Source organism: Streptomyces sp. NPDC028722 (assembly GCF_040637655.1).
Classification (GTDB): domain Bacteria; phylum Actinomycetota; class Actinomycetes; order Streptomycetales; family Streptomycetaceae; genus Streptomyces.
Genome location: NZ_JBEZWU010000002.1, coordinates 257,472 through 280,044 on the forward strand (window position 1 = coordinate 257,472; position 22,573 = coordinate 280,044).

18 protein-coding genes are annotated in these 22,573 nt (G+C 73.1%); 14 read left to right on the forward strand and 4 right to left on the reverse strand.

What is annotated here, in order from left to right:
• Window positions 1–24 precede the first annotated feature (24 nt).
• The gene (locus AB0F03_RS03750; protein ID WP_361986176.1) at window positions 25–3,897 is read left to right on the forward strand and encodes an alpha/beta fold hydrolase; all 3,873 of its coding nucleotides are present in this window, start codon (window positions 25–27) and stop codon (window positions 3,895–3,897) included.
• Between the two features lie 96 nt (window positions 3,898–3,993).
• Here AB0F03_RS03750 and AB0F03_RS03755 read toward each other — a convergent pair whose 3' ends face one another.
• Window positions 3,994–4,248: a hypothetical protein gene (locus AB0F03_RS03755; RefSeq protein WP_361986178.1), complete on the reverse strand. Its 255-nt coding sequence runs from the start codon at window positions 4,246–4,248 to the stop codon at window positions 3,994–3,996.
• 289 nt (window positions 4,249–4,537) lie between these two features.
• On the opposite strand from AB0F03_RS03755, the gene AB0F03_RS03760 reads away from it, so the two are divergent.
• The 5 genes from AB0F03_RS03760 (at window position 4,538) to AB0F03_RS03780 (ending at window position 10,723) form a co-directional block, all read left to right on the forward strand.
• Window positions 4,538–5,341, forward strand: coding sequence for an ABC transporter ATP-binding protein (locus AB0F03_RS03760; protein ID WP_361986180.1), 804 nt, complete (start codon window positions 4,538–4,540; stop codon window positions 5,339–5,341).
• Entirely contained in the window at window positions 5,341–7,851 is a 2,511-nt protein-coding gene (locus tag AB0F03_RS03765) for an FtsX-like permease family protein (protein ID WP_361986182.1), read from the forward strand. The genes AB0F03_RS03760 and AB0F03_RS03765 overlap by 1 nt, the downstream gene beginning before the upstream one ends.
• 86 nt (window positions 7,852–7,937) lie before the next feature.
• Window positions 7,938–9,236, forward strand: coding sequence for a sensor domain-containing protein (locus AB0F03_RS03770; RefSeq protein ID WP_361986183.1), 1,299 nt, complete (start codon window positions 7,938–7,940; stop codon window positions 9,234–9,236).
• Window positions 9,200–9,844, forward strand: a complete 645-nt coding sequence (locus AB0F03_RS03775; RefSeq protein ID WP_361986185.1) for a response regulator transcription factor — start codon at window positions 9,200–9,202, stop codon at window positions 9,842–9,844. Before AB0F03_RS03770 ends, AB0F03_RS03775 begins: the two co-directional genes overlap by 37 nt.
• Window positions 9,845–9,967: 123 nt before the next feature.
• Window positions 9,968–10,723, forward strand: a complete 756-nt coding sequence (locus AB0F03_RS03780) for an alpha/beta fold hydrolase (protein ID WP_361986187.1) — start codon at window positions 9,968–9,970, stop codon at window positions 10,721–10,723.
• 263 nt (window positions 10,724–10,986) lie between these two features.
• Here AB0F03_RS03780 and AB0F03_RS03785 read toward each other — a convergent pair whose 3' ends face one another.
• The 3 genes from AB0F03_RS03785 to AB0F03_RS03795 form a co-directional block, all read right to left on the reverse strand.
• Complete coding sequence (locus tag AB0F03_RS03785; RefSeq protein ID WP_361986189.1) at window positions 10,987–11,178, reverse strand: ferredoxin; 192 nt, start codon at window positions 11,176–11,178, stop codon at window positions 10,987–10,989.
• Between the two features lie 26 nt (window positions 11,179–11,204).
• The gene (locus AB0F03_RS03790; protein ID WP_361986190.1) at window positions 11,205–12,440 is read right to left on the reverse strand and encodes a cytochrome P450; all 1,236 of its coding nucleotides are present in this window, start codon (window positions 12,438–12,440) and stop codon (window positions 11,205–11,207) included.
• A 62-nt stretch (window positions 12,441–12,502) separates the two neighbouring features.
• Window positions 12,503–13,735, reverse strand: coding sequence for a cytochrome P450 (locus tag AB0F03_RS03795; RefSeq protein ID WP_361986192.1), 1,233 nt, complete (start codon window positions 13,733–13,735; stop codon window positions 12,503–12,505).
• 592 nt (window positions 13,736–14,327) lie between these two features.
• Between AB0F03_RS03795 and AB0F03_RS03800 the strand changes: the two genes are divergently transcribed.
• From AB0F03_RS03800 to AB0F03_RS03835, 8 genes are read left to right on the forward strand one after another with little or no spacing between them, the layout of a single operon-like run.
• Window positions 14,328–15,224, forward strand: coding sequence for a proline iminopeptidase-family hydrolase (locus AB0F03_RS03800; RefSeq protein ID WP_361986194.1), 897 nt, complete (start codon window positions 14,328–14,330; stop codon window positions 15,222–15,224).
• Between the two features lie 38 nt (window positions 15,225–15,262).
• On the forward strand, window positions 15,263–16,198 hold the full coding sequence (locus AB0F03_RS03805; protein WP_361986196.1) for an ACP S-malonyltransferase: 936 nt from the start codon (window positions 15,263–15,265) through the stop codon (window positions 16,196–16,198).
• A 27-nt stretch (window positions 16,199–16,225) separates the two neighbouring features.
• Complete coding sequence (locus tag AB0F03_RS03810) at window positions 16,226–16,477, forward strand: phosphopantetheine-binding protein (RefSeq protein ID WP_356826191.1); 252 nt, start codon at window positions 16,226–16,228, stop codon at window positions 16,475–16,477.
• A 25-nt stretch (window positions 16,478–16,502) separates the two neighbouring features.
• On the forward strand, window positions 16,503–18,065 hold the full coding sequence (locus tag AB0F03_RS03815; protein WP_361986704.1) for an amino acid adenylation domain-containing protein: 1,563 nt from the start codon (window positions 16,503–16,505) through the stop codon (window positions 18,063–18,065).
• Entirely contained in the window at window positions 18,062–19,588 is a 1,527-nt protein-coding gene (locus AB0F03_RS03820; RefSeq protein ID WP_361986198.1) for an AMP-binding protein, read from the forward strand. Before AB0F03_RS03815 ends, AB0F03_RS03820 begins: the two co-directional genes overlap by 4 nt.
• Window positions 19,585–20,823 carry a type III PLP-dependent enzyme gene (locus AB0F03_RS03825; RefSeq protein WP_361986200.1) on the forward strand — a complete coding sequence of 413 codons (1,239 nt, stop codon included), beginning with the start codon at window positions 19,585–19,587 and terminating at the stop codon, window positions 20,821–20,823. The genes AB0F03_RS03820 and AB0F03_RS03825 overlap by 4 nt, the downstream gene beginning before the upstream one ends.
• Entirely contained in the window at window positions 20,823–21,275 is a 453-nt protein-coding gene (locus AB0F03_RS03830) for a cobalamin-dependent protein (protein WP_361986202.1), read from the forward strand. Before AB0F03_RS03825 ends, AB0F03_RS03830 begins: the two co-directional genes overlap by 1 nt.
• Window positions 21,272–22,552 (forward strand): methylaspartate mutase, encoded by a 1,281-nt coding sequence (locus AB0F03_RS03835; protein WP_361986204.1) that lies wholly within the window; start codon window positions 21,272–21,274, stop codon window positions 22,550–22,552. Before AB0F03_RS03830 ends, AB0F03_RS03835 begins: the two co-directional genes overlap by 4 nt.
• Window positions 22,553–22,573 lie beyond the last annotated feature (21 nt).

Genomic DNA, 22,573 nt, shown 5'->3' on the forward strand with positions numbered 1-22,573 from the left:
ACGCCCGCGACAAGGAAGAGGACCATGGCCGAGTCCGAGAATCCGGACACCAGGATGGTCGAGGCACTCCGCGCCTCGCTGAAGGAGATCGAGCGGCTGCGGGAACGCAACCGCGCGCTGACCGCGGCGGCCCGGGAACCGGTCGCGATCGTCGGCATGGCCTGCCGCTACCCGGGCGGAGTCCACTCCCCGGAGGACCTGTGGCGCCTGGTCGCGGACGCCGGGGAGGGCATCACCGACTTCCCCGCCGACCGTGGCTGGGACCCGGACCTGTACGACCCGACCCCGGGCGCGCCGGGCCGCTCCTGCACCGGGCAGGGCGGGTTCCTGCACGACGCGGGCGACTTCGACGCCGGCTTCTTCGGCATCGCCCCGTCCGAGGCCCTCGTCATGGACCCGCAGCAGCGGCTGCTGCTGGAGGGCTCCTGGGAGGCCCTGGAGAACGCCGGGATCGACCCCGCCACGCTGCGCGGCAGCCGCACCGGGGTGTTCGCGGGCGTCATGTACCACGACTACTTCGGCAGCTTCGGCTCCGGCAGCATCGTCTCCGGCCGGGTCGCCTACACCCTCGGGCTGGAGGGCCCGACGCTCTCCGTCGACACCGCCTGCTCCTCGTCGCTCGTCACGCTGCACCTGGCCGCGCAGGCGCTGCGGCAGGGCGAGTGCACGCTGGCGCTGGCCGGGGGAGTGACGGTGATGGCCTCGCCGGGCACGTATGTGGAGTTCAGCCGGCAGGGCGCGCTCTCCCCGGACGGGCGCTGCCGCTCCTTCGCCGACGACGCGGCCGGCACCGGGTTCTCCGAGGGACTGGGCGTCCTGGTCCTGGAGCGGTTGTCGGACGCCCGGCGTCATGGGCACGAGGTGCTGGCGGTGGTGCGGGGTTCGGCGGTGAACCAGGACGGTGCGTCCAACGGGCTGACGGCGCCGAACGGTCCGTCGCAGCAGCGGGTGATCCGGCAGGCGCTGGCGTCGGCCCGGTTGTCGGCCGCGGACGTGGATGTGGTGGAGGCGCACGGGACGGGGACGACGCTGGGTGACCCGATCGAGGCGCAGGCGCTGCTGGCCACCTACGGTCAGGACCGGGCTCGGGAGGCTCCGTTGTGGCTGGGGTCGGTGAAGTCGAACATCGGGCACACGCAGGCGGCCGCGGGGGTCGCGGGTGTCATCAAGATGGTGATGGCGATGCGCAACGGGGTGCTGCCCAGGACGCTGCATGTGGACCGGCCGTCCACGAAGGTCGACTGGGACGCGGGACGGGTACGGCTGCTGACCGAGGAGCGGGACTGGCCGGCGACGGACCGTCCGCGCCGGGCGGGCGTCTCCTCCTTCGGCATCAGCGGCACCAACGCCCATGTCGTCCTCGAGGAGCCGCCCGTGGCGGAGCCGACGGACCCGGCGGACACCGAAGCGGACGCCCCCGCCGTCGTCTGGCCCCTGTCCGCCCGCTCCGCCCAGGCCCTCCCCGCACAGGCCGAGCGGCTGCACACGTTCCTGGCGGACCGGCCCGGGCTGCATCCGGCGGCCGTCGCCCGGGCGCTCGGCACCCGGCGCACCGCCTTCGACCACCGCGCCGCCGTCACCGGCACCGACCGGGAGGAGCTGCTTGCCGCTCTGCGCGCCCTCGCCACCGGGGCGCCCCCACCCACGGCCGCCACCGGCCGGGCCCGCACCGGCACCCGCACCGTCTTCCTGTTCACCGGGCAGGGCGCCCAGCGCCTCGGCATGGGCCTCGAACTGCGCGCCCGCTACCCGGTGTTCGCCGCCGCCTTCGACGCGATCGACGCCCGGCTCGGCCTGGACCTGGCCGGGGTGCTGGCCGGCGACGACACCGACGCGATCCACCGCACCCGGTACGCGCAGTCGGCGCTGTTCGCGTTCGAGGTCGCGCTGTTCCGGCTGCTGGAGTCCTTCGGTGTCCGGCCCGACGTCCTGGCCGGTCACTCCGTCGGGGAGATCGCCGCCGCCCATGTCGCGGGCGTCCTCGACCTGGACGACGCCTGCACGCTGGTCGCCGCCCGCGGCCGGCTGATGCAGGCGCTGCCGGAAGGCGGCGCGATGATCGCCGTACAGGCCACCGAGGACGAGGTACGGCCGCTGCTGGACGACCGGGTCGGACTCGCCGCGGTCAACGGGCCGTCCTCGGTGGTCCTCTCCGGCGAGGAGGCGGCGGTGCTCGCCGCCGCGGACGGTTTCGCGAAGACCAGGCGGCTCTCCGCCTCGCACGCCTTCCACTCACCCCTGATGGAAGACATGCTCGACGAGTTCCGGGCCGTGGCCGAGAAGCTGGCCTTCCGCGTGCCGCGCATCCCGCTGGTGTCCACCCTCACCGGCCGCCCCGCCGAGGACGAGCTGTGCGACCCCGGCTACTGGGTGCGGCACGTCCGGGAGACGGTCCGGTTCGCCGACGCCGTCGCCGCCCTCTCCGCCGCGGGCGCCGGCCGCTTCGTGGAACTCGGCCCCGACGCCGTCCTCACCGGCCTCGCCCGCGCGTGCCCGGACGCCGACGGCGCCCTCTTCGTCGCTCTGGGCCGGCGCCACGGCAGCGAACCCACGACCCTCATGGCGGGCCTCGCCCGGCTGTACGCCGACGGTCTCGCTCCCGACTGGGCCGCGCTCTTTCCCGGTACGGCCCGTGCCGAACTGCCCACCTACGCCTTCCGGCGCGACCGGTACTGGCTGAACGCGGACGTGGCCCTCAGCGCCGGCCCCCTGGCCGAACCCGTGCCGCCCGCCGGGACCTTCGCCGCGGACACCGGGCCGCTGCGACAGCGGCTGGCCGATGCCCCGCCGTCCGAACAGGAGGCGCTGCTGACCGACATCGTCCGGGCCCAGACCGCCGCGATCCTCGGCCACGCGGGACCGGAGGCCGTCGAGCCCGACGCCGTCTTCCTGGAGATCGGCATGGACTCCGTCTCCGCCGCCGAACTCCGCGGCGCCCTCGGCACCGCCCTGGGCGCCACCCTGCCGGCCGGTGCCGTCTTCGACCACCGCACCCCGGCCGCCCTCGCGGCCGTCCTGCGCGGACAGCTGGCCGGCGGCGTCACAGACCCGGCCGGCGCCGACGACCTCGAATCGGTCGGCGGGCTGGTGCGGCGCGCGGCGGCCGACGGGCGGATGGCGCAGGCCATCGAGCTGCTGCGCACCGTCGCCGGCATCCTCCCCGGCTTCTCCTCCCTGACCGAGATCGGCGGCATCACCGACCCGGTGCGGCTGGCCGGCGGCGACGCCTCCCCGCGGCTCGTCTGCCTGCCCTCGCCCATGGCGCTCGGCGGCGCCCACCAGTACGCCCGTTTCGCCCGGCACTTCCAGGGCCGCCGGGAGGTCCTGGTGCCCGCGATGCCCGGCTTCGGCCCCGGCGAGGCACTGCCGCTCTCCGTGGACGCGGTGCTGGAGGTGGTCGTCGAGGGCATCCGCCGGGCCTGCCCGGACGAGCGGCCGTACGTGCTCGTCGGCTACTCCTCCGGCGGCCAGTTCGCCCACGCGGCGGCCGAACTCATGGAGAAGGCCGGACAGCCGGCCTCGGGGGTGGTGCTGCTGGACACCTATCTGCCCGGGGACGACGGCAAGGACGGGCTGTGGCGGCAGATGTTCGACGGCATGCTGGACCGCGAGTCGTCCCTCGGCGGCTTCGGGACCGCCCGCCTCGCCGCGATGAGCCGCTACAGCGACCTGATCCAGCACTGCCTGCCCGGCGCCCTGACCGCACCCGTGCTGTTCGTGCGGCCCACCGAGTCCTTCGCCACCGGCACCGACGACTGGCGGGCGGTCTGGCCGGCGGAGCACCGGCCGGCCGAGGTACCCGGCACGCACTTCACGCTGCTGGAGGACTTCGCGGCGACCACCGCCGAGGCGGTCGAGTCGTGGTTGACGGCATCACCGGCGGCCCGGGCCGCCTGAGCCCGTACTCCCGGAGCCGGTCCCCTCGGACGGGAACGGGTATCTCACGTGATCCGGCGCGGGCGGCTGAAAAGCCGCCCGCGCCGCGCATTCCGCTTACTCGCCGGCCTCATGGAAATGCGCCAACCATGCCTGAATATCACATCGGACACTGTCCGGGTCGACACCTAATCGCAAGGCGATTTCATCCGCGGCCAATTCCGGTCGCCAGTCGCTGCGCCGGAGCGCCAGCCACATCGTCGTCCCACGTGGGCCGCACCGGTGCCGCTTACCGGTGCGCTGTGAGAACAGCTCCAGATAACCGTCGGGCCGGACATGTGCGGTCAGCTCGTGGTCGGGACTGCTGGCCATACGACTTCCCATCTTCCGTGGATTCTTCGGTCGGCTTCGACCGTACCCGCAGCAACGCCCCGGGACACGGGTGGCAATCGGCCCTTTCGCAGGAGAGCCAGATATTCGGACACGGTGGTGACACCGCTGCACGAATTCCACCGGGAACCTGCCGGAACCTGACCCGCAGAGGTAGAGAAACCTCTACCTCGAACCGGCCGGTCAATGCCAATGTGCCGCGGCCGCGGTGTTCCTAATGTGGTCCGCAGACACCGCGTGAGAGGCGCGTCATCTCTTAGGGGAGCCCCGAGTGCACACTTCACAGGACCTCCGTCGTACGGAGGCGGTACGGCTGGACGCCGTGTCGAAGACCTATGGGCGAGGAGACAGCCAGGTGGCCGCGCTCCGCGGGCTCAGCGTGAGCTTCGCCGACGGCACCTTCACCGCGGTGATGGGCCCGTCCGGATCCGGCAAGAGCACCTTCCTGCACTGCGCCGCCGGACTGGTCCAGCCCACCTCCGGCACGGTCACCGTCGGCGGCACCGACCTCGCCGGCCTGGACGACACCCAGCTCACCAAACTGCGCCGCGACCGGATCGGTTTCATCTTCCAGTCCTTCAACCTGCTGCCCGCGCTGACCGTCATGCAGAACATCACGCTGCCGCTGCAACTGGCCGGTCAGCGACCCGACAAGAGCCTGATCCGCACCGTCGTCCAGCGCGTGGGCCTGGGCGACCGGCTCGGCCACCTGCCGTCCGAGCTCTCCGGCGGCCAGCAGCAGCGCGTCGCCATCGCCCGCGCCCTGGTGACCCGTCCCGCCGTGGTCTTCGCCGACGAGCCCACCGGCGCCCTCGACACCCGCACCGCCGCCTCCGTCCTCGGCCTGCTGCGCGAGTCCGTGGACACCGCCCGCCAGACGCTGGTCATGGTCACCCACGACCCGGTCGCCGCCTCCCACGCCGACCGCGTGGTCTTCCTCGCCGACGGCACCTTCGCCGGCGAACTGCTCCGGCCGACGGCCGACGCGGTCGCCGCCCGGATGACCAGGCTCGGCGCCTGGGAGGACGACGCCCACCGGCAGAGCGCGCCGCAGCACTCGGGGGGACGATACTGATGTGGCGCCTGGCACTGCGCACCCTGAAGTTCCGCAGGACGAGCTTCGTCGCGACCTTCCTCGCCATGTTCCTCGGCGCCGCCATCGTCATCGGCTGCGGCGGCCTGATGGAGACGGGCGTCCGCATGGCGGCCGACCCGCAGCGCCTGAGCGGCGCCCCGGTCGTCGTCACCGGTGAACAGACCCATGACTCCAGCGCACTGACGGAGCGGCACCGCATCGACGCCGGCCTGACCGGCGAGGTGGCCGGGACCGACGGTGTGCGCACGGCCGTCGCCGACGTGTCGTTCCCGGCCACCGTCCTCAAGGACGGCAGGCCGGTGACCGGCGAGTCCGCCTCGTACGGCCACGGCTGGGCGAGCGCCCGGCTCACCCCCTATACCCTCGCCGCCGGTAAAACCCCCGTCGCCGGCGGCGAGGCCGTTCTCGATGCCGGACTCGCCCGGCGGGCCGGCGCCCGCCCGGGGTCCTCGGTCGACATCGTCGTCCGGGGCACCGCCCGGCGGTTCCGGGTCAGCGGCATCGCCGAGCAGCGCGGCGACCACAACCCCGACGCGGCCGTGTTCTTCACGGACCACGAGGCACGCGCCCTCGGGGGCGGCCGGATCGACTCCATCGGCGTGCTGCCCGAGCCGGGCACGAGCGTCACCGTCGTCGCCGACGCGGTGCGCGCCACCGTCGGTGACCGCGCCGAGGTGCTCACCGGCGAGCGCCGGGGGCTGGCCGAGCTGCCCGGCACCCTGTCCAGCCGGCGTACCGTCGTCATCCTCGCGGCGGTCTTCGGCTCGTCGGTCGTCCTGATCGTGATGTTCGGCGTCGCCTCGACCCTCGGCCTCTCCCTCCAGCAGCGTGCCCGCGAGATGGCCCTGCTGCGGGCCGTGGGCTCCACCCCGAAGCAGCTGCGCCGGATGATCCTCACCGAGACGGCCGTGCTGTCGGTGGGATCCGTACTGCTCGCCCTGCTGCCCGGATACGCCGTCGGGCGACTGCTGTTCGGGGTGCTGACCGGCAGCGGCGTGGTGTCGTCGGCGATCGTCTACCACGCCGGCTGGATGCCGATGGCGGTCGGAGCGGCCGTCACCGTCCTCGCGGCGGCCGGCGCCACCCGCTTCGCCGGACGCCGGGCCGCCCGCACCGAACCGGTCGCCGCCCTGGCCGAAGCCACCGCCGGCACCCAATGGTTCAGCGTGCCCCGGCTGCTGCTCGCGCTGTTCTTCCTCGCCAACGGCATCGGCCTGGCCGTCGCCACCGCCACCGTGATGGAGGACGGCCCCACCCTCGCCAGCACCGCCGGACCCGCCTCCGTGCTGTTCGGCATCGGCCTCACCCTGCTCGCGCCCGGTCTCACCAGGGCCCTGGTGGCGCTGCTCCGGCTGCCCGTCCGGCTGCTGTCCGGGCTCTCCGGCCACCTCGCGCTGCGCAACGCCGCCACCGCCAACGTCCGCATGGCGGGCGCCGTCGCGCCGATCGTCCTGCTCATCGGCATCGCCACGGGCACCCTGTACATGCAGTCCACCGAGGACCACGTCTCCCGGACCTCCTACGACCGCAACATCCTCGCCGACTACGTCCTCGACTCCACGACCGGCGGATTCGCGCCCGGCGTCGTCGACACGGTCCGCGCCACGCCCGGAGTGGCCGCGGCCTCCGAGTTCGTCACCAGCCGCGGCTTCGTGGACCGCCCGGACGGCCCGGCCGACGTCGACCTGCGCGGCGTCTCCGCCGACGGGGCACGCCAGAGCCTGGACCTCCCCGTCGTCGCCGGCTCGCTCGGCGGCCTGCACGGCGACACGGTGGCCCTGTCCGACAAGAAGGCGCGCGCGTACGGCGTGCGGGTCGGCGACCGGCTGCCGATGCACCTGGGCGACGGCACCGCCGTACACCCCGTCGTCGTGGCCCTCTACACCGACAACCCCAAGCAGCAGTACCTGACGCTGCCCGCGGCGGCCCTGGCCCCGCACACCGGTGACGGGCTGCCGCACCAGATCCTGGTCCGCGCCGCGCGCGGCGGCGGCACCGAGGTCCACGGCCGCCTCGCCGCACTGGCCGCCCGGGTGCCCGGCACCGAACTGGACGACAGCTCCTCCCTGGCCGGCCGGAACAACCAGATCCAGCAGATCCTGGTGTCCGCGAACTACACCATCGTCGCCATGATCGTCGGGTACGCCGCGATCACCGTCGTCAACACCCTGGTGTCCGTCACCCGCAAACGGCGCGCGGAGTTCGGCCTCCAGCGGCTCACCGGCGCCACCCGCGCCCAGGTGATCGGCATGCTGACCGTCGAGGGCGTGCTGATCGGGGTCGTCGCCACCGTCCTCGGCACCGTCGCCGCCGCGATGACGATCGTCCCCTACAGCCTCGTCAAGAGCGACTCCTATCTGCCGTCCGGGTCCGTCGGCATCTACCTCGCCATCGTCGGCGGGTCCGTGCTGCTGGTCTTCGGCGCCACCCTGCTGCCCTCCTGGCGCGGTATGCGCAACCCCGCCGTGGACACGGTGAAGGCCGCGTGACCCACCCCCTGACCGGGCCGTCCCCGCTACCCCCGAGCGGGGGCGGCCCCTCCCTGACCGGCGGCCGGGGATGGGAGCATGAGGACATGAAGACTGTGCCGGTCACGTGGCGCGGCCGACTCGGCCGCGCCACCCTGGACACCCTGGTCGGCGTGGCCGTCGCCACCGGAGCCCTGCTGTCGATCGTCCTCTTCGTCACCACCACCTACTTCACCGTCCTGTGCCTGATCGGCATCGGCTTTCTCGCACTGCCCTACCTGACCCGGGCCGTGCGCCGGCTGTGCGACCTCAACCGGCGGGCGGCCGCACGCTCCGGCGTCCCGGTGGAGCGGCCCTACCGGCCCGAACCGGAGGAGATCGAGAAGGACATCGTCGGCTGGATGCGCCGCTGCAAGTGGATCCTCGCCGACCCCGCGACCTGGCGGGACCTGCTGTGGCTCCTGCTCAACTGCGTCGTCGGACTCGCCGGGTTCGTGCCGGCCGCCCTGCTCTACTACGCGGGGGAGGGACTGTTCCTGGCCTGCGGCCTGTGGCGGCCCCTCGCGCACGACGGCCGGGGCCGCTGGTACGCCTCCGTCACCGTCGACAGCTGGCCGGCCGCCTTCGCCGCCGGTCTGCTGGCGCTCGTCGTGCTCGCCGGCTGGCTGTTCCTCGGCCCGCTCGTGCTCAAGGGGTACGCCTACTTCGTCCGGTTCCTGCTCGGCCCGACCCGCGGCTCCCGGCTCGCCGTGCGGGTACAGCAGCTGTCCGAGACCCGTTCCGGGGCCCTCGACATCCAGGCCGCCGAACTGCGCCGCATCGAACGCGACCTGCACGACGGCGCACAGGCCCGGCTGGTCGGCCTGGGCCTCCAACTCGGTGCCGTGGACCGTAAGATGAACCAGGATCCCGAGGAGGCCCGGCTGCTGCTGCGGCAGGCCCGCACCTCCTCCGTGCAGGCCCTGCGCGAACTGCGCGACCTGGTCCACGGCATCCATCCGCCGGTCCTCGCCGAACGCGGCCTGGCCGACGCCCTGCGCGCGCTGGGCCTGGCCAGCCCGCTCGACGTCACCGCGGTGGTGGACCTTCCCGGCCGGCTGCCCGACCCGGTCGAGTCCGCCGTCTACTTCGCGGTCTCCGAGCTGCTCACCAACGCCCTCAAGCACGCCGACGCGCGGCGCGTGGAGATCGTCGCCTGGTGCGAGGACGACACCCTGCACGCCCGCGTCACCGACGACGGCCGCGGCGGCGCCGACGCGTCGGCCGGGAGCGGCCTCGCGGGCATCCGGCGGCGGCTGGCATCCTTTGACGGGATCCTGGAGATCAACAGCCCTCCGGGGGGTCCGACCGTGATCAAGATGGAGCTGCCGTGCGCGTTGTCCTCGCCGAAGACCTCTTCCTCCTGAGGCAGGGGATCATCCAACTGCTGGAGGCGTACGGATGCGAGGTGGCCGCGGCGGTGGACAACGGCACCGACCTCGCCTCGGCGCTCGCCGAGCACCGGCCCGACGTGGCCATCGTCGACGTACGGCTGCCGCCCACCTTCACCACCGAGGGCCTCCAGGCCGCCCTGCGGGCCCGCCGGGAGCAGCCGGGCCTGCCGATCCTCGTCCTCTCCCAGCACGTGGAGCAGATGTACGCCCGCGAGCTGCTGGCGGACGGCACCGGAGGCATCGGCTATCTGCTGAAGGACAGCGTCCTGGACGACGAGCAGTTCATCGACGCCGTACGCCGGGTCGCGGCCGGCGGTACGGCCATGGACCCCGCCGTGGTCGCCCAGCTGATGACCAGTCACTCCCGGGACCGGCCACTGGCCGCGCTCACCGCGCGGGAACGGGAGGTGCTGGAGCTCATGGCCGAGGGCTGCTCCAACACGGCGATCGCCCAGCGGCTCACCGTCACCGAGGGCGCGGCGGCGAAGCACATCTCCAACATCTTCACCAAGCTGACGCTGCCACCGTCGAGCGACAGCAACCGCCGGGTGCTCGCGGTGCTCGCCTACCTCAACGCCTGAGCGGCGCACCGCGGTTGGGGCGGATAGGGGTGGCCGGCCGTCCCCCGCTCGCGTGAGACTGCTGGGGCCCCGGCCGCGTCCTCGCGTGACGCGGCCACCGCCAGGAAGGGATACGCCCGCCCCATGACCACGCTCACGGAGCACGACCGTCTCTGGATACGCCGCTACCACCCCCGCCCCGACGCGGCGGTCAGGCTGGTGTGCCTGCCGCACGCGGGAGGCTCGGCGACCTTCTACCACCCGGTCTCGGCGAGCATGCCGGTGTCCGTGGACGTGCTCGCCGTGCAGTACCCGGGCCGCCAGGACCGCCGCACCGAGCCGTGTGCCGAGAGCATCCAGGAACTGGCCGACCACGTCACGTCCGTGCTGCTGCCGTGGACGGACCGCCCGCTGCTCCTCTTCGGGCACAGCATGGGGGCGACCCTGGGCTTCGAGGTGGCCCGCCGGCTGGAACGCGACCACGGCGTCGTCCCGCACGCGCTGTTCGCCTCCGCCCGCCGCGCCCCGTCCTGCCCGCGCAGCGAATCCGTCCATCTGCGTGACGACGACGGACTCGTCGAGGAGATGCGGCGGCTGAGCGGGACGGACGCGGCGATCCTCGACGACGTCGAACTGATCCGCATGGCTCTGCCCGCGATCCGCGCCGACTACCGCGCCGCCGAGACCTACGTCTACGAGCCGGGACCGAACCTGCGGTGCCCCGTCGTCGCCCTGGTCGGCGACGACGACCCCAAGGTCACCGTGGACGAGGCACGCGCCTGGTCACGCCACACGGACGCGTCGTTCGAGTTCCATGTGTTCCGGGGCGGCCACTTCTACCTCACGTCCCATCAGCCGCAGGTGCTCGGCCTGCTGGCGGAGCAGGCGGCGCGGTCGTGAGGCAGGTCCTCGGGGACCGGGCGCGGCAGCGGCACCGGGCCGGAGAGGGCGCCGCGTTCCCGCGGCCCGGGGGAGCGGTGCACCCCGCGGTCGGCAAGGAAGCGGAAGCAGCGCCGGAGTCCCTTGCGGGCGTCGCCCGCAAGGGACTCCGGCGCTTCCCGTAGCCGGCGCGGTCCCTGACCGGATCCCGGCCCGGTCCCCGCTGATCCGACGGCGACGGGAGCGCGCGGCACCCTCCCGTCGCCGTCGCGTTCGCCGGGGTGTCAGCCGTGCACGCGGATGGTGCGCGACGGGCACAGGTCGGCGGCCTCGAGGACCTGCTCGCGCAGTTCCTCGGCCGGCTCCTCCCGCAGGACCGTCACCAGACCGTCGTCGTCCTGGTCGAACACCTCCGGGCTGAGGAGCACGCACTGGCCGGAGCCCACGCACCGGGCGCGTTCGGTGGTGACACGCATGAGGGGGAGTCCGTTCGGGTCGGCCGTCACCAGGTGACGGGGAGTTCGTAGACGCCGTAGACCATGGCGTCGTCCTTGAACCGCAGCTCGTCCGGCTCGGCGGCCAGCCGGAGGCCGGGGACGCGGCGCACCAGCGTGCCGTAGACGGCCTCCAGCTCCACCCGGGCGAGGTTGGCGCCGATGCACTGGTGGATGCCGTAGCCGAACGCCAGATGGCCGCGGGCCTCCTTGCGGCGTATGTCGAGGGTGTCCGGGTCGGGGAAGACGGACTCGTCGTGGTTCGCCGCGTTGTTCAGGGCGAGGATGCCCTCGCCGGCGCGGATGGTGATGTCACCGACCTCGATGTCCTCCGCCGCGACCCGGGCGGTGCCGGAGTCGGAGATGGAGAAGACCCGCAGCAACTCCTCGACGGCGTTGGGAAGCAGCTCGGGGTCGGCTCGCAGCGCGGCCATCTGCTCCGGGTGCCGCAGCAGGGCCAGCACCCCGAGGGCGATCATGTTGGCCGTCGTCTCGTGGCCCCCGACCAGCATCAGCCGTGCCATCGTCACCACGTCGGCGTGGTCGGCGATCCGCTCGGTGCGGTTCTTCTCCAGGAAGCGGCTGATGAGGTCGTCGCCCGGCTCGTTCTCCTTCAGGGTGACGAGCTTGTCGAGGTAGGCGTCCAGGGCCTGCACGGCCGCCCCGTACTCCGCCGGGCTCAGATCGTGGTTCATCATCGCCGCCGACCACTCCTCGAACCGGCCGTGGTCCTCGTAGGGCACGCCGAGCAGTTCGCAGATCACCAGCGAGGGCACCGGCAGCGCGAGGGCGGCGACCAGGTCCACCGGGCCGCCCGCCGCCAGCATCGCGTCCACGTGCTCGTCCACGATCTGCTGGATCCGCGGGCGCAGCTCCCGCACCCGGCGGGCGGTGAACTCCGGTATGAGCATGCGGCGTTGCGCGGTGTGCTCCGGTGGGTCCAGGTTCAGCATCATCAGCCGGACCTTCGCGAGCATCTCCTCGGGGATGTGGAACTGGTGCGGATAGCCCGGCAGTTTCAGATTGGAGCTCACCCGGCTGTCGCCCAAAACCTGCCGGACGTGGTCGTGCCGGGTGACCAGCCAGGCCGGCTTGCCGTTCACCTTCAGGGCGGCGCGCGAGACCGGGTTCTCCGCGCGCATCTCGGCATACTCGCGCGGCTCGCTGAACGGGCAGGTGCGCCGCATCGGGAACCGCGGGAGCGGCGACTCCGTCTCGGGTGCGGCGTCGGCTGACTGGGACATGGCTGCCTTTCGGACGGAGCGGACGGAGTCGGTGCCGGACAGGGGGCAGGGGTGGTGCGGTGTCACCAGGTGACGGGCAGCTCGTACAGGCCGTAGACGATCGCGTCGTCCTTGAACCGCAGCTCCTTCACCGGGGCGGCCAGGCGCAGCGTCGGGACCCGCCGGAGCAGCGTCGTGTAGACGACGTCCAGCTCCATGCGCGCCAGGTTCTGGCCGATGCACTGGTGGACCCCGTAGCCGAACGCCAGATGACTGCGGGCCTCGCGCCGCAGGTCCAGGCGGTCGGGGTCGGGGAAGACACGCTCGTCGTGGTCGGCCGCGTTGTTCAGCGGCAGGATGCCCTCGCCGGCCCGGATGGTGACCCCGCCCAGCTCGATGTCCTCCAGGGCGACCCGGGCGGTGCCCGCGTCGGAGATGGAGAAGAAGCGCAGCAGCTCCTCCACCGCCTTGGGCATCAGCTCCGGCTCCGCGCGGACGGCGGCGAGCTGCTCCGGGTGCTCCAGCAGGGCCAGCACACCCAGCGCGATCATGTTGGCGGTCGTCTCGTGCCCGGTGACCAGCATCAGCTTGGACATGCTGACGATGTCGGAGTGCTCCACCGCCGGTGTCCGGCGGTTGAACTCGATCAGCCGGCTGATCATGTCGTCACCCGGCTCGTTCTCCTTGGCGGTGACCAGCCCGTCCACGTACCGGTCCAGCTCGTAGTGGGCCCGGCCCCGGTCCTCCTCGCTGATGTCGTGGTTCATGATGGCCCACGCCCACTCCTCGAACCGGCCGTGGTCCTCGTAGGGCACGCCGAGCAGTTCGCAGATCACCAGCGAGGGCACCGGCAGGGCGAGGGCGGTGACCAGGTCGACCGGACCGTCCGCGCCCTTGGCGAGCATCTGGTCGATCTGCTGGTCCACGATCTGCTGCACCCGGTCGCGCAGCTCGCGCATCCGCCGGACGCTGAACTCCGGGGCCAGCATGCGGCGCTGGACCGTGTGGTCCGGGGGGTCCATGGAGAGGAAGGTCAGCGGCACCGACTGGAGCACCTCCTGCGGCACCGGCACCTGGAGGGGGTACCCGGGCAGCTTCAGGTTCGCGCTGACCCGCGCGTCACCCAGCACCTTCTTGTACAGGTCGTGCCGGGTGACCAGCCACGCGGGCTTGCCGTCGACCTTCAGCCGCGCCCGGGAGACCGGCGCGGTCTCGCGCAGCTCGGCGTAGGCGGCCGGCGGGGTGAAGGGGCAGGCCCGCCGCATCGGGAACTCGGGCAGCGCGGCCTCGTCGGCCGGTTCGGCAGGTGCAGTCATCAGGTCCTCTTCGCACGGGAGGGAACGGGCCGCGCCGGCGTCGGAGCGGGTCCGGGCCGGGCGCCGGTGCGGCGCCGTCGGCCGTCCCTGGCACGCTAGGCAGCCGCGCCGACGGACCCCAACCCCTAGCCGCCCCTAGGGTCTTTCGTTCGGATCAGGCCGGATCAGGGAGCGGGGTCCGGTGCCGTGCGTCGCAAGGTGGAGGAGGGCGCCGTGGCGGAGCCATGGCACCCGACGACGCGGCGGGGGCACCTCCCGCCCGGGCGAAGCCGGGAGTGGGGGAGCGGTGCCCGACCCAGCGAGCCCGGCACGATCCGAACGAGAGGCCTCAGCGGACCGGGTACGGCCGGTGCCGCCGGGGCCTGCCGGTGCCGGCACCCGCGCCGGGTGGGGGAACGCACCCCGGGAGCCCCCCAGTTCGCCGGGCATCGCCTAGGGGCGGTTAGGGGTCTGGTGGCGGCGCGGGGGCCGTTAGCGTCGGCTGCGGACCACGGCAGAGACAGCGATCGCCCCGCGCCCCGGCTCTCCAGGTCCCGGCCGGTGTCCTGGTCCCGGCCGCCGCCACGTCCCGCAGCGAGCAGAGGTGATCAGCGTGTCCCCGGAAGCCAGCGCGAAGGGCACCGTCCCCTTCGGGGAGTACCGGACCTGGTACCGGGTGACCGGTGAGCTGGGCGCGGGACGGCCGGCGGTCGTCGCCGTGCACGGCGGCCCCGGCAGCACCCACGACTACCTGCTGCCGCTCGCCCGCCTCGCCGACGACGGCTGGCCCGTCGTCCACTACGACCAGCTCGGCAACGGCGGCTCCACCCATCTGCCCGGCAAGGGAGCCGACTTCTGGACGGTCCAGTTGTTCGAGGACGAACTGGCCAACCTCGTCCAGCGGTTGGGGATCGCCGACGACTACGTACTGTTCGGCCAGTCCTGGGGCGGCCCCCTGTGCGCCCGGCACGCCATGACCGCCCCGCCCGGCCTGCGCGGACTGGTGATCGCCAACGCGCCCGCCTCCTACCCGATGTGGCTGGAGGAGATGGCCCGGCTGCGCGCCGAACTGCCGCCGCAGGTGGAGGAGACCCTGCTGCGGCACGAGGCGGCCGGCACGTACGACAGCGAGGAGTACCTGGCCGCGATGCGGGTCTTCTACGACCGTCATGTGTGCCGCCTGACACCCTGGCCCCGGGACTTCCTGTCCTCCTTCATGGAGATCTACAACGATCCGACCGTCTACTACGCGATGAACGGACCCAACGAGTTCCATGTCATCGGCTCCCTGAAGGACTGGTCGATCGTCGGCGAGCTGCACCGGATCCGCACCCCCACCCTGCTGATCAGCGGCCGCCACGACGAAGCCACCCCGGTCGTCGTCCAGCCGTACCACGACGAGATCCCCGGAGCGCGCTGGGAGATCTTCGAGGAGTCCAGCCACCTTCCGCACCTGGAGGAGCCCGAGCGGTTCCGCCAGGTGATGACCGACTTCCTCAAGAGCCTGTGACGCTCCGGAGCCTCGTGAAAGGGGGCGGGGATCCCGCCATGGCACACGACACCGCGCTGGTCTTTCCCGGCATGGGACCCGTCCCGTTCGCCGAGGTGGGCAGGTTCATGGTGGCCGACCCCATCGCCCGGGAGCTGGTCGCCGTCGCCGACGACGCCCTCGGCTACTCCCTCGTGGACGCCTTCCGGACCTCCCCGGGCGACTACTCCGAGGCCGCCCAGGTCGCCTTCTTCGTCAACTGCCTGGCCTGCGCACACTGGGCCCGGGACCACCTCGGCGTGGAACCGGACATCGTCGCCGGACCCAGCTTCGGCCAGAAGGCCGCACTCGCCTACACCGGCGCCCTGGAACTGCCCGACGCCGTCCGGCTGACCGCCGAGATCGCCCGCTGCCTGGAGGAGTACTTCGCCACGGAGCACCGGGACATCGTCACCCTGTCCTTCGTCCGGGCCCCGCGCGACGAGCTCGACGCGGTCCTCGCCGAGCTGGACGAGGCGGGGGAGTGGCACGAGATCTCCTGCCACATCGACGAGGGCTTCTACATGGTCTCCCTGTCCGAGCACCGCGTGGCCTGGATGGAGGAGCGGCTGCGCGCCATCGGCAGCCTCCCGCTGTACACCATGCGGCCCCCGATGCACGCCTCGGCGTTCCGCTCGCTGCGCGACAAGGCAGCCCGCGAGGTGGTGTCCCGCTACTCCCTCGCCGACCCCCGGCTGCCCGTCGTCGCCGACCAGGACGGCCGGCTGCTGCACACCGGCGAGGAACTGCGCACCATGCTGCTCGACGGCTTCGACCACCCGATGAACTGGCCGAGCGTCACCGCGGCCCTGAAGGACGCCGGCGTCCGCCGCCTGTGCGTCGCCGGACCCGACAGCCTCTTCGGCCGGGTGCCCTGCACCACCCGGCACTTCGACGTCGTCGCCGCGCAGCCGCGGCTGGCGATGACCCCCCGGCGCCCCACCCGCGCCGCCTGACCCCCGCCCGACTCGATGGAGGCCCCCATGTGGGACGACCGGTTCGAACAGATACTCCGCCCCTTCCTGCCCTTCCTTCCCCCGCAGGAGGAGCTGGCCCCCGAGTCCGACCTCAAGGACCTCGGCCTGGACTCGCTCGGCATGGTCCAGCTCCTCGGCACGCTGGAGGAGGACTACCAGGTCCGCTTCCGCGACAGTGCGCTCACCATGGACACCTTCCGCACCGCCGGCGTGCTGTGGGACACCGTGCGGGGCATGCTCCAGAGCACCGCGAGCTGACGGGGCGGCCACCGTGGACCCCACCATGGACGGCACGCTGTCCGGCCGGTTCGCGCGCGGCCTGGCCGTCGCCCCGGACCGGCCGGCGCTGCGCGCCGACGGCGTCGACCTCACCTACCGCGAGCTGCACCGACACGCCCTCGTCCGGGCCGGCTCGCTGCTCGCCGGGCTCCCCGAGCCGCCGCCCGCCGTGGGGGTACTGGCCGGCAAGGGACCCTCGGCGTACGCCACCCTGCTGGCCGGCCTGTACAGCGGCGTCACCGTCGTACCGCTCCAGCCCGCCTTCCCCGCCGCCCGCACCCGGCAGATGATCGAGGCCGCCGGGGTCGGCGCGCTGCTCGCCGACGACGACGCGCTGCCCGCCCTGACCGCGCTGCACGAGGCCGGTGTCACCCTGCCGACGCTCTTCGCGCCCGGCGGGCAGCCGATGCCGGCGCTCGCCGTCGACCCGGACAGCGCCCTGAAGGCGCCCATGCCCGCCCGCCCCTCCGAGACCGCCTACGTGCTGTTCACCTCCGGCTCCACCGGCCGGCCCAAGGGCGTGCCCGTCACCCACGCGAACACCGCCCACTACTTCCGACTGCTCGACCGGCGCTACGACTTCGGTCCGCACGACGTCTTCTCGCAGACCTTCGACCTCAACTTCGACTGCGCGATGTTCGACCTGTTCTGCGCCTGGGGCGCCGGCGCCACCGTCGTCCCCGTACCTGCCCGGGCCTACGCGCGCCTGCCGGAGTTCCTGGCCGAACAGGGCGTGACCGTGTGGTTCTCCACGCCCAGCGCGATCACCCTGGTGCGCCGCACCGGCGGGCTCGCGCCGGGCGCCCTGGGCTCGCTGCGCTGGAGCTTCTTCGCGGGGGAGGCGCTCAGCTGCAAGGACGCCGAGGACTGGGCCGCCGCCGCGCCGGGCGCCGCACTGGAGAACCTGTACGGCCCGACCGAGCTGACCATCACCGTCACCGCGCACCGCTGGACACCGGGACGGCACCTGAACGACATGGTGCCCATCGGCGCCGTCCACCCGGGCCACGAGACGCTGCTGCTCGACCCCACCGGCACGCCCACCGCCGGCGACGAGGGCGAACTGTGCATCGCCGGACCGCAGTTGACCCCCGGCTATCTGGACCCGGCCGACGACAGCGGACGGTTCCTGGAGCGGGACGGCCGGCGCTTCTACCGCACCGGCGACCGCGTCCGCCGCGCCGACGACGGCGGCTGGCTCTACCTGGGCCGGCAGGACGCACAGGTCCAGGTGCACGGCATCCGGGTGGAACTGGCCGAGGTGGATGCCGCCGCACGCACCTGCCCCGGCGTCGAGGACGCCGTGACCGTGGCGATGCCCGTGGACGGCACCGTGGAACTGGCCGTCTTCCACACCGGCACGCCCATGCCGCCCGCCCGGCTCGCCCGGCACCTGCGCCGGCTGCTGCCGGCCGCGATCGTCCCGCGCGCCTACCACCACCTGGACGTCCTTCCGCTCAACTCCAACCGCAAGACCGACCGCAGGAAGCTCGCCTCCCAGGCCACGGCCGTGCGGCAGTCCGCCGGAGCCGGAGGCACACACGAAAGGCGGCAGGAGTCGCAGTGAACGGTCAACCGACAGTGCCGGCCCGCACCGACGCCCGGGTGCACGACCTGCTCGACGAGGCCACCGCCGAGCGCCCCGACGCCCCGGCGGTCGCCGACGGCGCGGGCCGCTGGACGTACCGGGAACTCGCCGCCCACAGCCACGCCGTCGACGCCTGGCTGGAGGCGCGCGGCATCGGTCACGGCGACCGGGTCCTGGTCCAGCTGCCCAGCACCCGGGAACTGGTCGCGCTGCTGTACGGCACCGCGCGCCGGGGCGCGGTCCTGGTCCCCGTCAACACCGGCATGAAGGACTACCACCTGCGGGCGGTCGTCGAGAACGCCGAGCCCTCCCTGGTCGTCGTCGCCGACACCGCCGTGGACCGGATCAGCGCCCTCACCGGCGGCGTACCGGTCCTCGGGCTCGGCGAGGCGTGGCCGGACATCACCGCGCTGCGCGACCGCGGGGCCCGCTCCGGCGGAGCGCGGGTCGGCGCCGAGGACAACGCCGTCCTCGTCTACACCTCCGGCTCGACCGCCGCCCCCAAGGCGGTCGTCTGCCCGCACGGCCGCATGGTCTTCGCCACCGAGGCCATCAACCTGGAACTCGGCTACCGCCCCGACGACGTGGTGTTCTGCCGCTTCCCGATCTCCTGGGACTACGGCCTGTACAAGGTGCTGCTCACCGCCGCCGGCCGCAGCGAACTCATCCTCGCCGACGGCGAGTCCGACCTGGTGCTGCTGCGCCGCATCCGGGAGACCGGCGCCACCGTCGTCCCCGTCGTGCCGTCCCTGGCCACCATGATCTGCGCCCTCGCCGAACGCGAACCGGCCCACGAGTCCCGGGTGCGCATGTTCACCAACACCGGTGCCGCGCTGCCCAAGCCGACCGCCGACGGGCTGCGCACCGCGTTCCCCGGCGCCGAGGTGGTCATCCAGTTCGGGCAGACCGAGTGCAAGCGCGTCTCCGTGCTGCCGCCCGCCTTCCAGGACGCCAAACCCGACTCGGTCGGCCGCCCGCTGCCCGGCACCCGCGCCTTCGCCGTGGACGACGAGGGCCGGGCGCTGCCGCCCTGGGAGACCGGCGAGATCGTGGTCGAGGGACCGCACGTCATGCCCGGCTACTGGCGGGCCCCGGAACAGACCGCCCGCGCCTTCCGCCCCGCCCCCGACGGCGGACTGCGGCTGCACACCGGCGACTACGGCCATGTGGACGAGGACGGCTTCCTCTACTACGAGGGCCGCCGCGACGACATGTTCAAGCACAAGGGCGTGCGCATGAGCACCACCGAGATCGAGGCCGCCGCCACCGACGTCCCCGGCGTCCGCGCCGCCGCCGTGCTGCCGCCCGCCGAAGGCCGTGGCCTCGCCGTGTTCGCCGAGGGCGACATCGACCCGCACGCCCTGCTCAAGGAGCTGTCGCTGCGGCTGGAGCCCGCCAAGGTGCCCGGCGTGAGCCGCGTCGTCGCCGAGTTGCCGCTGACCCCGCACGGCAAGCACGACCGCAAGCGGCTCGCCCGCCTCCTGGAAGGACCCACCCCGTGACCGGCTCCACCGAACTCGCCGAGCGCTTCGGCACCCCGTCCTACGTCTACGACCTGGACCGGGTGGCGGCGGCCCGCGACGACCTGTTCGCCGCGCTGCCCGACGAGGTCGAGGTGTTCTACGCCGCCAAGGCCAACCCGCACCCCGAACTGCTGCGCGAGCTGCGCACCGGCGGTGCCCGCGGCTGCCGTGCCGAGATCAGCTCCGTCGGCGAACTCGACGCCGTGCTGCGGGCCGGCTTCCCCGGCGACCGCATCCTCTACACCGGCCCCGGCAAGACCACCGCGGAGCTGGCCGAGGCGCTGGCCCGCGGCGTCCGCCTGTTCTCCACCGAGTCCCACGGCGACCTCCGCCGCGTCGGCGAGACGGCACGCGGGCTGGGCCTCACCGCCGACTGCCTGCTCCGCGTCAACAACGCCACCGGCGCCGCCGCCACCAGCATCCGCATGACGGGCGTGCCCTCGCAGTTCGGTTTCGACAGCGAGACCCTGCCCGGCCTCGCCGCCCGCCTGCGCGACGTCCCCGGCACCCGTATCGCCGGACTGCACTTCTTCCCGCTGAGCAACGCCAAGGACGAGGCGAGCCTCATCGCCGAGTTCCGGCACACCATCACCACCGCCGCCGCCCTCCAGCAGGACCTGGGCGTCACGTTCCGCTTCCTCGACATCGGCGGCGGGTTCTCCGCGCCCTACGCCGTGCAGGGCGAGCGCCCCGTCTACGCCGAGCTGCGCGACGCCCTGGCCGCTTCGCTGGACGAGCACTTCCCCGGCTGGCGCGCGGGCGCCCCGCACATCGCCTGCGAGTCCGGCCGCTACCTGGTCGCCGACAGCGGCACCCTGCTCACCTCCGTCGTCAACGTCAAGGACAGCCGCGACCACCGCTATGTCGTCCTCGACGCCGGCATCAACACCTTCGGCGGCATGTCCGGACTCGGCCGCATCCTGCCCGTGTCCGTCGAACCGCACGAGTCCGTCGGCGCGGACGGCACCCCCGCGAGCCTCGCCGGACCGCTGTGCACCCCGGGCGACCTGCTCGGCCGGAACGTCCCGCTGCCCCCACTGGCACCGGGCGACCTGCTCACCGTCCCCAACGCCGGCGCGTACGGCCCCACGGCCAGCCTGCTGATGTTCCTCGGCAGGCCCGCCCCCGCCGAGATCGTCGTACGCGGCGACGACCTCGTCTCCGTCTCCCGCATCGAGCACACCCGCACCTACGACCACGGACAGGCCCTGTGATGAGCCCCTTCCCGGCCCACCCCGCCCCCGGCGACCAGCCCGTGCTGGTGGCCGGCGGGATCTCCGACTCCCACACCTGGAACCTCGTCTACCTCCAGCTCCTCCTGGAGGAGCACGGGCACCGCGTGGTCAACCTCGGCCCCTGCGTCCCCGAGGACCTGCTCATCGCCGAGGCCCTCGCCCACCGCCCTTCCCTCATCGTGGTCAGCAGCGTCAACGGCCACGGCTACCACGACGGCATGCGGACCGTCACCCGGCTGCGCGAGCACCCCGGCCTCGCCGCGGTGCCCGCCGTCATCGGCGGCAAGCTCGGCATCGCCGGCCCCTGCGGCGCCGACGAGGTGGCCGCGCTGCGCGCCGCCGGATACGACGAGGTGTTCGACGACAGCGCCGAGGGCGTCACCGCCTTCCGGCGGATGCTCGGCACGCTGCCGCAGCGGGCCCTGGTGTGACCGGCGGCGGGTTCGGCGCGTTCGTGCGCCGGGCTCACGACGCCGGCCGGCTGGTGGTCCAGCCCCGGATGGGGATGAGCAGCCCGGAACGCATGCGGGCCGGGCTGCTCGCCACCCGGGACGCCAGGGCCACCACCGTCGGCACGATCACCCTGGACAGCTACACCCGGGTCGGTGACCTGGAGTCGGCCGAACTCGCCGTCCTGGAGGGCGTGGCCCTCAACGGCTACCCGATCGTGAGCCACGCACCGGCCGTCACCCGGCAGGTGCTCGACGGCATCCACGGCCCCGGCTTCCCAGTCCAGGTCCGGCACGGCTCGGCCGCGCCGCAGGACATCTTCCGGGCGCTGACGGCCGTCGGACTCGACGCCTCCGAGGGCGGCCCGGTCTCCTACTGCCTGCCCTACGGCCGGGTCCCGCTGCGCGAGTCCGTCGCCCACTGGACCGCCTCCTGCGAACTGCTCGCCGCCGTGCGCGAGTCGGGGGCCGAACCACACCTGGAGACCTTCGGCGGCTGCGTCCTCGGCCAGCTCTGCCCACCCAGCCTGCTCGTCGCCGTCAGCGTCCTGGAGGCGCTGTTCTTCCACCGGCACGGCATCCGCAGCATTTCCGTGAGCTACGCGCAGCAGACCGATCCCCGCCAGGACGCCGAAGCGGTGGCCGCGTTGCGCGACCTGTGCGCGCGATTCCTTCCGGACACCGAATGGCATGTCGTCGTCTACGCCTACATGGGGCTGTTCCCGGAAACGGAACGGGGCGCCTACCGGCTGCTCGGGAAAGCCGCCGAACTCGCCGTCGCCAGCGGCTCGGAACGACTCATCGTGAAAACCGTCGCGGAATCCCGCCGCATTCCGACGGTGGCCGAGAACACCGCCGCCCTCGAATACGCGGCGGCGGTCGCCGCGCGCACCCCCCGCGCCCCGCTGGACGCCACCGGCACCCAGACCTACGCCGAGGCGGCCGCCCTGGTCGACGGGGTGCTGGAGCTGGACGACGACCTCGGTACGGCCCTGCTGACGGCGTTCGCCGAGGGACGTCTCGACGTTCCCTACTGTCTGCATCCGGACAACGCCGGATTCAGCCGGAGTTATATCGCCGCGGACGGCCGGCTGGCCTGGGCCGACATCGGGAAGATGCCGCTGAACGGCATCGCCGACGTACGCCCGGCCCAGGCCGTCACCTCCGCGGAACTGCTCGACTCCCTGTCCTACGTACGCCGTTCGTTCGACCGGCACGACCCCGACGACACCCCGGCCCGCGAGGCCGCCCACCCCTAGGGGTGCTTAAGGGTGTGGCCT